Consider the following 15,132-nt stretch of genomic DNA (forward strand, 5'->3'; position numbering starts at 1 on the left):
AAAGAAGGAGAGGAACTTTATCATGAAAAAATCGGTTACTTCGATTTTAGTGGCGTTTTTTTTGTTTTCGATAGTGTTGCCAACGAGTGCATGGGCACAAATGGAACAAGTAGCCACCGCATCAACAATAGGGGTTGAATATCGAGGGCATGTGCAAGATTATGGCGATAGCCCAACTGATGGCAGTTGGGTTCAAAGTGACAATCAATTAGGAACAACTGGCGAAAGTAAAAGAATTGAAGGATTTTCTATTCGATTGACAGGAACGATTCCGGCAGGTGCGAGCATCCGTTATAATGTTCATATTGAGAATGAAGGATGGCAGAATAATCCAGATAATATAACGAATACATATAATTGGAAAAAAGATGGTGATTTTGCCGGTTCAGAAGGAAAAAGCCAACGGGTTGAAGCAATTGAAATTGTATTAGTAGATGCCTATGGTAATACATTGCCGGACTATTCAGTACAATATATGGTACACGGCGAAAATTATGGCTGGAATCAAGGGTGGAAAGCTGATGGCGAAATAGCCGGAACCGTTGGTCTAAGCTTACGGCTTGAAAGTATTAAAATTAAAGTGGTGGAAACAAACGTGGATTTGGCAGCTTATAAAGCTGCTTTGGCGGTCGTAAATAAAGATAATTATACCGTTGACAGCTGGGCTGTTTATCAGCAGGTGGTGGATGCCAATGTGATGACTGGAGATAATACTAAGGACGAAATAAAAGCTGCTACCGCAAAGATTGTTGCCGCTCAGCGGCAACTGGCAAGAAGCAAAAATTTAGCAGCTTATAATACGGCTTTAACTGCGGCAAAGGAAGCAGATTATACTCCGGACACCTGGGCTGTTTATCAAGTGGTGGTCGATGACAACGTGGTGACACTTAATAATACGCAGACGGAAATTGATGCGGCGACGGCAGAAATTTTGCTGGCGCAGAAGGATTTGCAGAAGAAAGTTAATGTAACGGAGTATTACAGTGTTTTGGCGGCCGTAAGGGAAGCTGATTATACAACGGATTCCTGGGCTGCTTATCAAAAAATAGTGGCTGCCAATGTGGTCTCAGAAGCAAACACCCAGGTGGATGTGGATGCGGCTACGGCAAAAATCATTGCCGGGCAAAAAAACATGGTCAAAAAATTTGATTTTAGAGCCTATAACGCGCTTTTGGACGCGGCTAAGGAAGAAAATTATACGACGGTTAGCTGGGGTATCTACCAGTTAGTGGTGAATGCCAATGTAATGACGGAAAATGACACTCAAACAGCCATTGAAACGGCGATTAAAAACATCAAAGCGGCGCAGATAAAACTGGTTAAAGCTGGGGATGTATCGACTTATGACCTGGTTGTGGCAGCAGCTAATAAAGCGGATTATACAACCGTTTCCTGGGCAATTTATCAAAAGGTGCTTGATGTCAACAAAGTCACAAAAAACAACACTCAGACTGAAATTGATGCCGCCACCACAAAAATATTGGCAGCTCAGCCGAAATTGGTGCCAATCGGTGATATGTCGGATTATACGGCCGCCCTTGCAAAGGCTAAAAAAGCAGAAAATACATCAGCATCCTGGGCCATCTATCAGAAAGTCCTTGATGCCAATATCGTGACAGCGGCCAGCGGCCAGACGGCGATTGATGCGGCGACGGCAAAAATAGTGGCGGCTCAGCCAAAGCTGGTGCCGCTGGGAAATACAGCGGTTTATCTAGCCACCCTGGCGGCGTATAGCGCTAAAGAAACTAGTTATACCTCAGCATCATGGACTGCTTATCAGAATGTACTAAAAGTCAATGTGGTGACGGCCGATAGCGGACAAATCCTTATCGATGCGGCCGTGGCAAAAATAAAAATCGCTCAAAATTTGCTGGTACCGACAGGAATTTTAACCGATTATATTGCGGCCCTGAATAACGTGAAGGAAGCGGATTATACATCGGCATCCTGGGCTGTTTATCAAAAAGTAGTGGCTGCCAATGTGATGACCAACGATAATAGCCAGGATCAAATTAAAACGGCTGTGAAAAATATCTTGGCGGCTCAGGCTCCGACTAAATTGGTGAAGAGAGGGACGAATTTTGACGCTTATACTGCGATCCTAGCTAAAGCTCCTGAACAGGATTATACGGTGGCAACATGGACACCGTACAAAAAGGTGCTTCTGGCCAACCTGATGAATAAAGATAACTCCCAGGTTCAAATTGATGCAGCTGTGCTTAAAATACAGGCGGCTCAGTTTAATCTGGTAAAAAAAGGTGTGACAACAGCATATGATACCGCTTTGGCGGATCCACTTTATAAATTGGCTGATGATTGGACGACAAAATCCTGGGCGACTTATCAAGCCGCGTTGATTGCCAATGCTGTGACGACAGAAGATACCCAGTCCAAAATTGATGGTGCGACAAAAAATATAAAGGCTGCTCAACTACAGCTGGTTAAGGGCGCTGATTTGGAGGCATATATCTATGTTCGCGATAAATATAAAGGAAGAGAAGCTGAATTTACAGCTAAATCCTGGGCAGATTATGTAGCCGTCCTTTACGCTAATCAGGTGACAAAAGATAATACACAAATTGATGTAAATACGGCGAAAAATAATATTGCTCTGGCCCAGGGGAAACTGGTGTCTTCAACCGATTTAGCTAATTTCAAAGCAGCTATTTCGACCTATCAGGATAATCTTAAAACGAAAACAGCAGACTATGTTGGGGATATTGCCAAACTGGCCACTCCCGATTCCTGGGCGGCATACGCAACCTGGGTCGAACTTTACGCAAGCTTTAATGTTGCCGGGGATTGGACGCCCACCAGCACGGATGTTACCGTGTTAACACCTCAGAGTGAAGTTGATGAAAAGACGAACAGGATTTTGGCTGCACGGGAGGCCTTAGTGCCGTCAGCAGCAGCAAATCTTGATTATACAGGGTATAAAAAAGCTCGTGAATTCTATTCTGAAGGATATCGACCGATATATACGGTAACTTCATTTAACGATTATTGGTCAGTGTGTAATGAATTTACAATTGATGTACCGATTCTGGCAAATCAGGTTACCATAAACGAGTATACAAAAGCGATTAATGGCGTTAAAACTGGCCTTATTCTGCGAGCAAAAACGGCCACAATAAACGCATTTAACAATGAAGTGGTGAAATATTCTTCGCTTAATACAAATCAAAAAAATAATGTTTATAATTTAACAAATTGGAGTAATTACAAAGATTCTTATGATAAGCTATCGTTAAACAAGACTTGGGATCCTTTAAACAATGGCGAATTGGAATATGTGACAGCAACCAGGACACTGCAGGACGCGAGACTGGCTTTAGTTTATGCATCAGATTATACAACCGCGCCGGATGAGAATATTTATATCAACACTACCAATGTTGGCGTACAAACTGGAACTACCAATATTGTTACGGCGATTACGAATTATTTGACTGGGCAAGGGTTTGATATGACACAATATACGGTCACCTTCACCAGAAAAATGGGTGATACCGGTCTTGCTGCTATTAGTCCAACTGGGGATGTGACAACTATCGGCAAAGCAACAGTCACTTTTACCATTACACCTAGTGGTGCGGATGCTACACCGATTGTCACTAAAGAAGTAACATTGACAATTAGTTAAGAATGATGAAATCGGGAACAGGAGGGAACTACCCTCCTGTTTCGTTTCAACCCAATGAAAAAGGCTGATTTCCAAATCTGGAAATCAGCCTTTTTTGCGGGCGGGTAATACCCGCCCCTACGGTATGATGATTAAACTGCTCTTGATGCGATTTTGCTTGCATCCAATGATTTTACTTCCAACGTTGTAGGGGCGATCCATGATCGCCCGTGGGGTAGGTGCATCAACTGCTGACAAATGGCGTCTCGGTTGAACCGGGTGCGGCGCTGCCCTTAGGGACAATCTGAATGCGGATGGCCTCTAATCGATAAGACAGTCCTTGTGTGCCGGCGCTTTCACCATTTTTGGTCCAGCCCAGCCAACCGAAGTTTTCGGCGTGAACCTGGTAGTAGACATCAAATAAATCAGCATCGGAACCGGTCAGTTTAATTTTAATCGCTTCCAGTCGAAGGCTTTTTCCTGAGGTGCCGCTGAGGGTTCCGTTGGCTACCCAGTCCTGCCAGCCGATATCCTGGATTTGGGTTTGGTATGTTACCCCCAAATCGTAGCCCTCGTTTTGGGGATTGATTTCAATCCCTTCCAGACGGAGCGATTGGCCCGAGGTGCCGCTGATTGCTCCGTCGGCTTTCCAGTCTTGCCAGCCCACATCTTGAATATGAGTCCGGTAGGTGATGGAACTGGTATCGGGTAGGGCCGCCAGGGCTTTGTCGAGTTGGATCAGGCCGTAGCCGTAATGATCATCTTTTCCGGCGGTGCCGAAATCCAGCGCGGTACTCTCCAGAACGGTTTCCACTTTGGCACTGGTCAAGCTGGAATCGGCAGCCATTAAGACGGCACAGGCTCCGGCCACAACCGGGCTGGAAAAGGAAGTGCCGGATACTGATTTGTAATCTCCGGTAAAGCTGGTGGTGTAAACCGCATCGCCGGGGGCACATAAATCGACTTGGTCATTGTGCTGGGAATAACTGGCAATGGTGTCGGTGCTGGTGGTTGCGCCGACTGAGATGACATGAGCGTAAGAAGCGGGATAGGCATCTTTTCCGGCATCGATATTTCCGATTTTCCCCTGATTTCCGGAAGCGGCGACTAAAACCTTGCCGGCGCTGGCCGCGTCAGCCACGGCCATTTCCAAAGCACTGGAGGGATCATAAGTGCAAAAACTCATGTTGATGACCTTGACGTCGGAGCGGTTAGCCGCATCGTACAAAGCGGCACAAATACTGGCGATACTTAAATTGGTATCCCCTTCATAAGTTCCTCCGGCCCGGTAAGGAGCAATTTTTATATTGGCATTTCCAGCAATGCCGGCAATGCCGATGCCGTTATTGGCGGTGGCGGCAATGCAGCCGCTGACCGCGGTGCCATGACCGGCTACGTCTTTCATGGTGGTGGTTTTATCAACATAGTCGTATCCTGCCACAGTATTCCCGACAATATCCGGGTGTGCGGTGTTGAGGCCGGTGTCGATAACGGCAACGACTACGGGGTCTGCGTTGTTGATCTGATCCCAGGTTGCGCCGGCGCCGATGCGCTCAAACTGCCAGGCGGTGGAGAGCTCCGGATCGTTGGGAAGCTCGGCGGTCTGGATATATCGGTTTTTTTCAGCCACCAGGACATTGGGGTTCGCTTCTAATGAAGTAACCATGGCATCCACATTGACGGCATCATTGACTTCAATGACGTCGACGCGCGGGGATAAGGTTTCTCCGCCTTTAATTTCCTGGGTTGTCAGACCAAGATTTTGGACACTGGCATCATTGTTTTTATAGATGACAGTGATTTCCTGATCGATGTTTGAACTTTTGTCAATATTCGCCACTTCGTCCAGGCTTTGGACAAGCATGGTGCTGTTGACTGCCTGAGCTGCAGTCGCGCTTTCCGCTAGTACCCCTAGGGGGCAGGATGTTCCAATCAAAACAATCATTAACAAAAACACGATTGAATTTTTGAATTTCACGGGTGGTTCCTTTCTGGTTTGTGTGTATGCGTTTATTATAATACATCAGGCGGTTAAAAACATTAAAAATTTTGAATAAATTTGGACCGGAAGATGATTTGTTCGCTTTTTTAAAACGAATGTCTAAAATTGCTGCTTTGCAAATCTGAATGTTGCAATATTACCCCATATAGACTTGTATATGCACATGCGATAACAGTTATATTGTAATTATATTGAAATAAATGCACGTTTGACTTATAATAACGACTAAATAGTGTAGCATCTATAAATTCAGCTAATATAAAGAAGATTGATGCCGATAAAGTATAAAAGAATATAAATTAAAATAGGATAGACGGAATGTTAGCATTTTAGAAAGAGAGAGGCAGAATGAAAAAAAAATTGAAAAAAGGGATTTGTTTGCTTGTCAGTATTCTGATGGTGATTACCAGTATGCCAATGGGGGTACTGGCGCAAGAGGTGACTACTTCATCCTCCCCGCTTGTGAACAGTGCAAGCCCTGGTGCGGATAGTGCTAAAACGGCTGAGGTGAGTGCTCCGGCAAATACGGTAGCGAGTCCAAAGAATGCCGTCACCACTGAGGAAGAAACTCAGAGTTTAGAACCGACGGCGGAGACAACGGTGACGCCGCCAGCAGCTGAAACGGTTCAAACAGCTGATGTTATTACAACAATGGCAACGGAAACTGACGGCGATTATGATTTTAACGTTGTTGACGGCAATGCGGTTATTACCAAATATAATGGTACCGCAGCGATCTTGACGGTGCCGGAAACATTGACAACGGCAGATGGTTTTAAGAAGATGGTCACAACGATCGGCGCCAGTGCCTTTAACGGCTGTTCCACTTTGATAAAAGTGGTCCTGCCGTCCTCACTGACCACCATTGAGTCGGTTTTAAATACCGGTACTTTTTCAGGTTGTAGCAACCTGACAGAAGTTACGATTCCTGCGAATGTTGCAAAGATGGGGCCGGATATCTTTTATAATCTGCCGGGCCCGGTAAAAATTGACGGCGTCGCTAAATCTTTTGTGGAAGGCTATGTTTCAGAATACAATAATCTTACCTTTTCAGAAGATAAAACCCTTTTTTATATCAATAATTTTACGACTACGGCGGCGTCCGGAGGGAATATTGGAACCGTCATTCCGCTGACGGCTTCAGCAGCAGGCGGCACCGGAACGGTAACATACAAGTTTTATTGTGATTTAGTTGATAATAATAGCATTAAAACAACCATTCCAATTCTGGATTGGTCAGCCGCAACAATGGCTTCTTATATACCCACAACAGCCGGTACTTACACCTTTTACGTTGAAGCGAAAGATGGGGCTGGAAAGACCTGTATAAAAACAATTAATGATTATAAGGTGATCAATACGCCGACCGCGGAACTTTCAGTTAGTAAAGCGTCACCGCAATATATCGATAGCTCAATTACGCTGACGGCCGGGGTAAAAACTGGCACCGGCACCGGTGCGATCACTTACGAGTTTTCTTCCCAACTGGGATCGACCAAGAAAGTGATTCAGGCCTTTTCAGCGGTGAATACTTGTGCGGTTCTGACTGGAACGCCGGGTGTTTATACATATTATGTAACGGCAAAAGACAGCCAGGGCCTGACAAATACGGCAACCATTACCAATTATAGTATTATCGACCATTTGAACATTACGAGTTTTACGGCCGATAAGGTCGCTCCCCAGGAGCTGGGGACGGCACTTAAACTGACGGCCGTGGCTACCGGTGGCAAAACCACCTGTCAGTATCATTTTTACTACACCTTTAATGCTAATACAACACCAATCGATATTCAGAATTATTCAGAAAATGCCAGCGCTGTGTTTACGCCTAAAGAGGCGGGAGACTACAAACTTTATGTGGATGCCATGAATGCCAGCGGAATACCAACGGATCCCCAAAGTATTGATTTTAAAATCGTGGATACCCCGGAAATCGGCAGCTTTACAGCTACAACAGCAGATGACAAGCCGTTTTACAAGGGTGATACAAGTCACCCAATAATGCTTGCTGCCGATGGAATAACCGGCGGAACCGAACCATATACCTACGCATTTTCTTATACCTTGGGAACGGGAACCGTAAAAAAACCGATTACTTCTACTGTCGGACAAAAGACCACGACTTTTGAACCTTCTGAAGCGGGGACCTATACTTTTTATGTGGATGTGAAGGATCATACAAATACGGTCACCGCTACTAAAACCGTTAGTAATTATGTGGTTTGTGAACCCTTGGGGGGAGCACTAACCACGGATAAGGGTTCGCCACAGAATAAAGAAACCACGGTCAAACTGACAGCAGCGGGAAGCGGTGGGAAAGCGCCATATACCTACGAGTTTTCTTATATAGCACCAGACAATACAGAAATACCTATCGGAACAGATTCAGCCAGTAAAACGACCAGTGTGCTCTTGAATGATGCTGGTGATTATAGTTTACACGTGACCATCACCGATGCGAATAAAGTTGCGAAAGACGTAACGATTCCCTATGTTATTCAGGACAATCCGGTGATAACCGATTTAAAAACAGATCGGGATGCGGAGATCGGGCATTATGCTAACGATCCGATTGTAATAACACCGACAATAGAAGGCGGAACAGGGCCGTATACCTATGTATTCACTTACAAGATAGGAACAAAAATAATGGCAACGTCGACCCAAAAAGCCACTTCGGCTGCTACTGTCATTACCGATACCTACACTCCAAACACGGCCGGAGCCTATACCTTCGAGGTGAAAGTAACGGATAAAGACGGGCTGTCTTCAACGAAGTCAATTACATCGTACAAAGTGTTGACGGTGCTGACGGCAAAAACCCTGAAATTGGATAAAGCCTCGGGCCAGAATATTGGAACTGCCATCAAACTCACTGCCACGGCCAGCGGCGGGAAAGGGCCGTACACCTATTGTTTCTATTATACATTGGATGGTGGTGTTGTTAAAAAAGATCTTTCCGGTGGTACATTTACGGGGGTATTCGGCACATCGAGTACGGCCGCTTTTACTCCGACCGTAGCCGGGATTTATACCCTTTATGTAGATATCAAAGATGCCAATGGGGTAAAGGTTGTGACCGGAAGCGTTGCGAACTATAAGGTTGTCAATGCACCGGTGATCAAGGAGTTTTCGGGAGCTAAAAAACAGGGCGAAACAGCAACGGCTGCGCTTTACAGTGGCGATATGATTGAATTGACAGCTAAAACTGAGGATAACAGCGGAGAAAAACCACTGACCTATCGATTTTATTATAAGCTGGGATCATGTGAATTCCCGATCAAGACAGTAACGAATACCACTCGGGTAGCCAACGAAGAAGTGGCTGTCGATTTTGTCTTGCCGGCCGCCGGAACCTATACTTTATTTGTGGAGGTATCGGATGGGACATCAAAAGATGTTGCAAATCTTGTCAGTTATAAGGTATTGCCAGGGGTGAGTGCCAAAGCGGTTAAATTGAGTAAAACAACCGGGTTGATTGCCGGCGATACGGTCAAACTCACAGCAACAGCAGCTGGTGGAAAAGCACCTTATACCTACCAGTTTTACGTCAAGGAATCTGCTGCTTCAAGTTATACACCGATTGGAACAGCTACAACAGCAAATACAATCAGCTATACATTGCCGACCGCCGGAACCAATACTTATTATGTAAAAATTACGGATGCGAATAAGGTTGAAAGCGGGAACACGGATGCGAAGCTTTCACAGTTGCTATTATCCGCCAGTACGATGATAAGTGTTGCAAATCCGCCGGTAATCAGTGATAAGGGATATACAAAAACGGCTGGAGCAACAGGAACGACTCTTTATGCTGGCGATATCCTCAAATTGACCGCCAAAACAACCGATAATACCGGAGAGGGAAACCTGACCTACCGTTTTTATTATAAGGTGGGGTCGGTAGAAACGACAATTTTTACCGATCCTAAAATCGCCAGAGGAACCGGTGAAGAATCAACAACTGCTTTCACACTACCGGGAGCCGGAACCTATACTGTTTTTGTGGAGGTAAAAGATGCAAAAGGCTCAAAAGATACCGAGCAAATTGCCAGTTGCAAGGTATTGGGAGCAGTGACCGCCAAAGCGGTTGCCGTGAGTAAAACGACTGGGGTCAATGCAAGTGATACGGTTAAACTCACAGCGACTGCAGCGGGCGGAAAAGCGGCTTATAGCTACCAGTTTTATTACAAACAGGATACTGGTGTATTAACGCCGATTGAAACAGCTCCAGTCACAACAAAGACAGTTGATTTTAAACTGCCAGCCACCGCTGGAACCTATACTTTTTATGTAAGGATTGTAGATGCCAATAAGGTTGAAAGCGGGAACACGGATGCGAAGCTTTCACAGTTGCTATTATCCGCCAGTCCGACGATAAGTGTTGCCAATCCGCCGGTGATAGAAAGCTTAATTGCCAGTCCGGTAAAAGGTGGCGCGGTTTACGAGGGCGGTCAAGTTGTATTAACAGCCAAGATGAAAACAGGCAGCGGAGTAGGACCCCTGACTTATACTTTTTCATATATCTCGGGTTCTGCAACAACAATCATTGATGCATCAAAAGTTTCTGAAAACGTCGCAACATTTAACATTGGAGCGGCAGGTACGTATACGCTTCGGGTTACTGTATCCGACGGTACCTCGGAGGCTATGCAAACAATCATCGGCTATAAGGTGTTGAGCGGGGTTGCTGTTAAGAGTTTAAAAGCGGACAAACCATCCGGACAGAATATCGGAACTGCCATTAAACTGACAGCAACCGGAGCTGGAGGAAAAACACCCTATACTTATGATTTCTATTATATTTATGAAACTGGCCCGACAGAAATACCAATTAAGACCAATTCAACATTGAATACCGTGACTTTTAACCCAACTAAAGGGGGAACCTACAACCTTTATGTAAGAGTCAAAGATGCCAATGGAATAGTATGCACCAATGATAAAGATATTGGCATTTCGGATTACGAAGTGACGGATAATCCCATCATCAAGGACTTTTCAACGAGTCGGCCAGCTGGTCAAACTTCCACGTATGTGGATACTGAAATCGGCTTGACCGCGACGGTAACCGGAGGTGCGACACCCTATCATTATGTGTTTTCCTATAAACTGGGTACCGGGGCCCCGGTAATTCTTGATAACACCGATGGAGATAACAAGGCAACCTTTAAACCGATCGCACCGGGAAGCTATATCCTTTCGGTAGCGGTGACGGATAAGGATAATAACCCCAACCCTGCGACAACGAAGGAAATTAAGTCTTTCACCGTTATCGCTAAGCCCACGGTGAAAAGTTTTACCGTCAGCAAAACGTCAGTTGTAAAAGGCAGTAAAGTTACGTTAAGCAGTGCCGTAACCGGAGGGCAATCGCCATATACTTATGAATTCTCTTACAAAAATTCTGGTGATGCCGACAAGACGATTATCCGAGCGTATTCGGCCACAAGTTCCTATACATGGACTCCGGATACAGCTGGTACATACACCTTGACGGTAGGGATTAAGGATAAATACGGAACGGAGACGACTAAAGATACGACATTAACCGTAACTGATAAATAGCACACAGCATGTCGTAAAAAAACGCCAGAAAGGACAAGGGATATTTCCCTTGTCCTTTCTGGCGTTAAGGTATTGTTGTTTTACTAATTGTACTTGGATAAAACCCTCCCGGCAATGCGAACGGCATCGTACTCGTTTGGCAGAATCGGCGGGTATTTGGGATTGAAGGAAATAAACTGCTGATCCCGAAACTGTTTGATATAGCCTTCGCTGTTGATGACAATGATGCCCACATCCCCTTCTTCCAGATGGGCAGCCGGTTCAACAAAGACGATGTCGCCATTGTAAAAAGCCGGCTCCATGCTGTCCCCGGAAACCCGGACGGCGTATTTGGCGGCCACCGGCGTGGTGCCGGAGGAAAAGGACCGAAATTCATACTGATCGGAATCCAGATAGCTGCCGATTCCCGCGGAGGCGGGGAGCAGATAAAGGGGCAGTTCCCGCAGTGGTTCGGCGGCCTTTTTCAGATTGCGATCCTTTTCATAATGGAGCAGCTGAGCAAGATTTTCATATAAAAGGGCTTGACCGTCGGTTGATAATTGCCGGTATAAGGTCATCATTCGGATTTCCGCTTCGGAATACCGGGCTTGTTCTCGGTTTTGCTGGGGTGCTAATTCGAGCTGATAATCCAGGGCGGTCACCACAGCTTTCAGGGTTTCATATTTGGGGTTTCTGGTTTCACCGGATAATAATTTATGGATCGTCGGCAGTGGAATGCCGGACTTTTCGGATAATTCATGGGCAGTCATTTTTGACTGTTTTTTTAGTGTCTTGATTTTTTCAGTAATCATTGTCTTCACCTCGGTTTTATTATAAAGGATGATGGTTGAAATTTCAATAAAAATAATCATAAACGGTTAAATTTTCAGTTTTAGATTGACAATTTATCATAAAAGGGTATATCATTAAAGAAAATATCACAAATGATGATAAGGTGAGAGACAGGAAGATAAACGTTATGTATTTTATACAATGCGTGTCATGCCGTAGGGGCGGACCTTGCCCGCCCGGAAATGTAGGTATTAAAAAGAAACGTTGGCGGGCGATCATGGATCGCCCCTACGATGGTGAAAAGGCAGTGTCACCATGAGTATGAAAAACCGTTGAATGTGATGGCTCATTATAGTTCTGCAGCGGAGAAGGTGAAAAAAATGGAGCGTGTTATTTTACATTGCGATATGAACAGTTTTTATGCCAGTGTGGAATGCCTGTATCATCCGGAGCTGGCCGGGCTTCCGGTGGCGGTTGGCGGAAATCCGGAAAAACGGCATGGGATTATTCTGGCCAAGAATCAGCTGGCCAAAGAAACCGGAATCAAAACCGGCGAAACCATCGGAGTGGCCCGGGGAAAATGTCCCAATCTGGTGGTGCTGCTTCCTAATTATGCTCATTATCTGCGGTTTTCGCGATTGGCCAGAAAAATCTATTACAGCTATTCGGATCTGGTGGAACCCTTCGGTTTGGATGAGGCCTGGATCGATGTGACCAGCAGTGTCGGTTTGTATGGCAGCGGGGAAGAAATCGCCCGGGAAATAAGCCGGCGAATTCAGGATGAACTGGGGATAACGGTATCCATCGGGGTATCCTGGAATAAAATATTTGCCAAATTCGGTTCGGATTATAAAAAGCCCAACGCCATTACGGTGATTGATCGGGATAATTATCAGCGGATCGTCTGGGAACAGGAAGCGGGCGATTTGCTCTACGTGGGACGGTCAACCCGGAAAAAACTGATCAAATACGGCATCTATACCATCGGTCAGCTGGCCGGGACCTCGATTGATTTTCTGGTGCTGCAATTCGGTAAAATGGGCGCGGTTTTATGGCGGTTTGCCAATGGCCTGGATGACAGCCCGGTGAAATGTTTTGATGAAAATTACAACGGCAATGAACGGGTTATCAAGAGCATCGGCAACAGCATCACCACGCCTCGGGACCTGAAGAACCTGGCGGATGTGAAGCTGATTATATATATGCTGACCGAGAGCGTCGCCATGCGCCTGCGGGAAACCGGCTGTTTCTGTCAGACTGTGGCCATCCATGTCCGCAACAAGGAGTTGGAAAGTTTCACCCGGCAGATCAAAATGGACAAGCCGACGGACTTGACTAACGAGATTGCGGAGGCGGCGATCCAGTTATTTGTTCAAAGTTATAATTTCAGCTCGGATATCCGTTCACTGGGGGTCCGGGCGGCGGACTTAGTGCCGGATACGGTTCCGATACAGCTTGATGTGTTTGGCCGGGAAGAGGAAAGAATCCGCCTGGCCCGTTTGGATACAACCATTGATGGTCTGCGGAAGCGATTCGGCAACCTATCGGTGCGAAGAGCCGTTACATTGGGGGACAACATGAGCGGTCTCGACCCGAAAAAGGATCATATCATTCATCCGGTGGGCTATTTTTAAAGGAGAATAAAGTTAATGCTGACAAAAAAATACGTTCAGGTGATTGCAAAATTTGAAGAAAACGGAGCGCTGATTCCTTTGCAGGTGCTGTGGGAGGACGGCCGGGTATTTGAAATTGACCGGGTTTTGGACCGCCGGCCCGGGGTTTCGCTAAAAGTGGGCGGTCAGGGCATCCGTTATGTCTGCCGGATTTTAAACAAAGAGGTCTTTCTCTATTACGAGGAGCCTCGCTGGTTTGTAGAAAGCAAAGTGTGAGTCCCGGGCTGATTAATTCCGCTTCATAAGGGCGAGCCTCAGGGACCTGATTCTGCTTCGTAGGGGCGATCATCAGGGTATTTATTTTGTTTTGTAGGGGCGATCCATGATCGCCCGTGGACGTATGGATGAAGAATTGACGTTGGCGGGCGATTGGGAATCGTCCCTACGGGATGAAGAATGAGGCTATCTGGGAAATTACCAGGGTATTGATTTTGCTTCGTAGGGGCGATCCATGATCGCTCGTGGGCGTATGGATGAAGAATTGACGTTGGCGGGCGATTGGGAATCGCCCCTACGGGATGAAGAATGAGGATATCTGCGCGATCATCAGGGTATTTATTTTGTTTTGTAGGGGCGATCCATGATCGCCCGTGGACGTATGGATGAAAGATTGACGTTGGCGGGCGATTGGGAATCGCCCCTACGGGATGAAGAATGAGGCTATCTGGGAAATTACCAGGGTATTGATTTTGCTTCGTAGGGGCGATCCATGATCGCTCGTGGGCGTATGGATGAAGAATTGACGTTGGCGGGCGATTGGGAATCGCCCCTACGGGATGAAGAATGAGGCTATCGCCCCTATGATGGGTTAGGTTGGCGGCAACTAAAAAAGAGACCGAGGCCTCTTTTTTAGTTCGTTTGTTTTCTTATGAAACAGCATCGACAAGGTTCTGCATGGCGGTTGAATCAAAGCCGGTTTCACAGAACACCGAATAGATAAAAGCTCCGGATGTCCAGAGGGCCAGGCCTTCGGCACCGTCGTTATATTTGTATGAGACGTCAATTCCGGTGCTGTTGGCAATGGTTTGGCTACCTGAAAATTCGGTATAAACCCCGGCGATGTTGTCAACAGTGGCGGCGGCTTTGCGGACGGTATACGCCACTCCGTTTGAAGTGAAGTCGGCTTGAGCGATGGTGTCATCAATGGTGAAATATTTTATGTTGCTGATGTCAGTTGGCAAAGAATCAAAGGTAAAATCAAGGGCGTCTTTAATTTCAGCTGTTGAAGCTTTTTCCACCATCGGATTGGGAATCTGGGTGGTGTTTTGGGTGGTGCTTCCAGTTGTGCTTTTGTCTGTTTTTGCACAACCGGAAAAACTGATGGCCATGAGGGCAGAAAGAATCAAGACAATGACAATGATTTTTTTCGATTTCATAGTGACCCCTCTTTCTAAATTCCAATTCGTAGGGGCGATCCATGATCGCCCGTGGGCGTTTGTGTGAAAGATTGACGTTGGTGGGCGATTGATAATCGCCCCTACAGTGAGGCTATCTGG

Annotated in this window: 7 protein-coding genes; 4 read left to right on the forward strand and 3 right to left on the reverse strand. The window is 46.1% G+C overall.

Going from position 1 to position 15,132, the window contains the following annotated elements:
• The first annotated feature begins 22 nt into the window (after nucleotides 1-22).
• A complete protein-coding gene (locus FZC41_RS11575) occupies nucleotides 23-3,643 on the forward strand; it encodes a hypothetical protein (protein WP_170253973.1) in 3,621 nt (1,206 codons plus the stop codon).
• Nucleotides 3,644-3,866: 223 nt separating this feature from the next.
• On the opposite strand, the gene FZC41_RS11580 is transcribed toward FZC41_RS11575, so the two are convergent.
• Nucleotides 3,867-5,600 (reverse strand): S8 family serine peptidase, encoded by a 1,734-nt coding sequence (locus tag FZC41_RS11580; RefSeq protein ID WP_148567577.1) that lies wholly within the window; start codon nucleotides 5,598-5,600, stop codon nucleotides 3,867-3,869.
• A gap of 372 nt (nucleotides 5,601-5,972) precedes the next feature.
• On the opposite strand from FZC41_RS11580, the gene FZC41_RS11585 reads away from it, so the two are divergent.
• Nucleotides 5,973-11,192 carry a leucine-rich repeat protein gene (locus FZC41_RS11585; protein WP_148567578.1) on the forward strand — a complete coding sequence of 1,740 codons (5,220 nt, stop codon included), beginning with the start codon at nucleotides 5,973-5,975 and terminating at the stop codon, nucleotides 11,190-11,192.
• Between the two features lie 83 nt (nucleotides 11,193-11,275).
• Here the strand turns inward: FZC41_RS11585 and FZC41_RS11590 are convergent, their stop codons facing one another.
• Complete coding sequence (locus FZC41_RS11590) at nucleotides 11,276-11,983, reverse strand: XRE family transcriptional regulator (protein ID WP_186855163.1); 708 nt, start codon at nucleotides 11,981-11,983, stop codon at nucleotides 11,276-11,278.
• Nucleotides 11,984-12,343: 360 nt separating this feature from the next.
• Between FZC41_RS11590 and FZC41_RS11595 the strand changes: the two genes are divergently transcribed.
• The gene (locus FZC41_RS11595) at nucleotides 12,344-13,597 is read left to right on the forward strand and encodes a Y-family DNA polymerase (RefSeq protein WP_148567580.1); all 1,254 of its coding nucleotides are present in this window, start codon (nucleotides 12,344-12,346) and stop codon (nucleotides 13,595-13,597) included.
• Nucleotides 13,598-13,612: 15 nt separating this feature from the next.
• A complete protein-coding gene (locus tag FZC41_RS11600; protein ID WP_186855162.1) occupies nucleotides 13,613-13,852 on the forward strand; it encodes a hypothetical protein in 240 nt (79 codons plus the stop codon).
• Nucleotides 13,853-14,502: 650 nt separating this feature from the next.
• Here the strand turns inward: FZC41_RS11600 and FZC41_RS11605 are convergent.
• Nucleotides 14,503-15,012 (reverse strand): hypothetical protein, encoded by a 510-nt coding sequence (locus FZC41_RS11605; RefSeq protein ID WP_148567581.1) that lies wholly within the window; start codon nucleotides 15,010-15,012, stop codon nucleotides 14,503-14,505.
• Nucleotides 15,013-15,132 lie beyond the last annotated feature (120 nt).

It is taken from the genome of Acetobacterium paludosum, from assembly GCF_008086595.1.
In the GTDB taxonomy this organism is placed as follows: Bacteria; Bacillota; Clostridia; order Eubacteriales; family Eubacteriaceae; genus Acetobacterium; species Acetobacterium paludosum.

What these genes read in the sequence shown, in the direction of transcription:
- FZC41_RS11605 (WP_148567581.1), bottom strand. Translation starts at nt 15,012, where the DNA reads ATGAAATCGAAAAAAATCATTGTCATTGTCTTGATTCTTTCTGCCCTC.
- FZC41_RS11590 (WP_186855163.1), bottom strand. Translation starts at nt 11,983, where the DNA reads ATGATTACTGAAAAAATCAAGACACTAAAAAAACAGTCAAAAATGACT.
- FZC41_RS11595 (WP_148567580.1), top strand. Translation starts at nt 12,344, where the DNA reads ATGGAGCGTGTTATTTTACATTGCGATATGAACAGTTTTTATGCCAGT.
- FZC41_RS11575 (WP_170253973.1), top strand. Translation starts at nt 23, where the DNA reads ATGAAAAAATCGGTTACTTCGATTTTAGTGGCGTTTTTTTTGTTTTCG.
- FZC41_RS11585 (WP_148567578.1), top strand. Translation starts at nt 5,973, where the DNA reads ATGAAAAAAAAATTGAAAAAAGGGATTTGTTTGCTTGTCAGTATTCTG.
- FZC41_RS11600 (WP_186855162.1), top strand. Translation starts at nt 13,613, where the DNA reads ATGCTGACAAAAAAATACGTTCAGGTGATTGCAAAATTTGAAGAAAAC.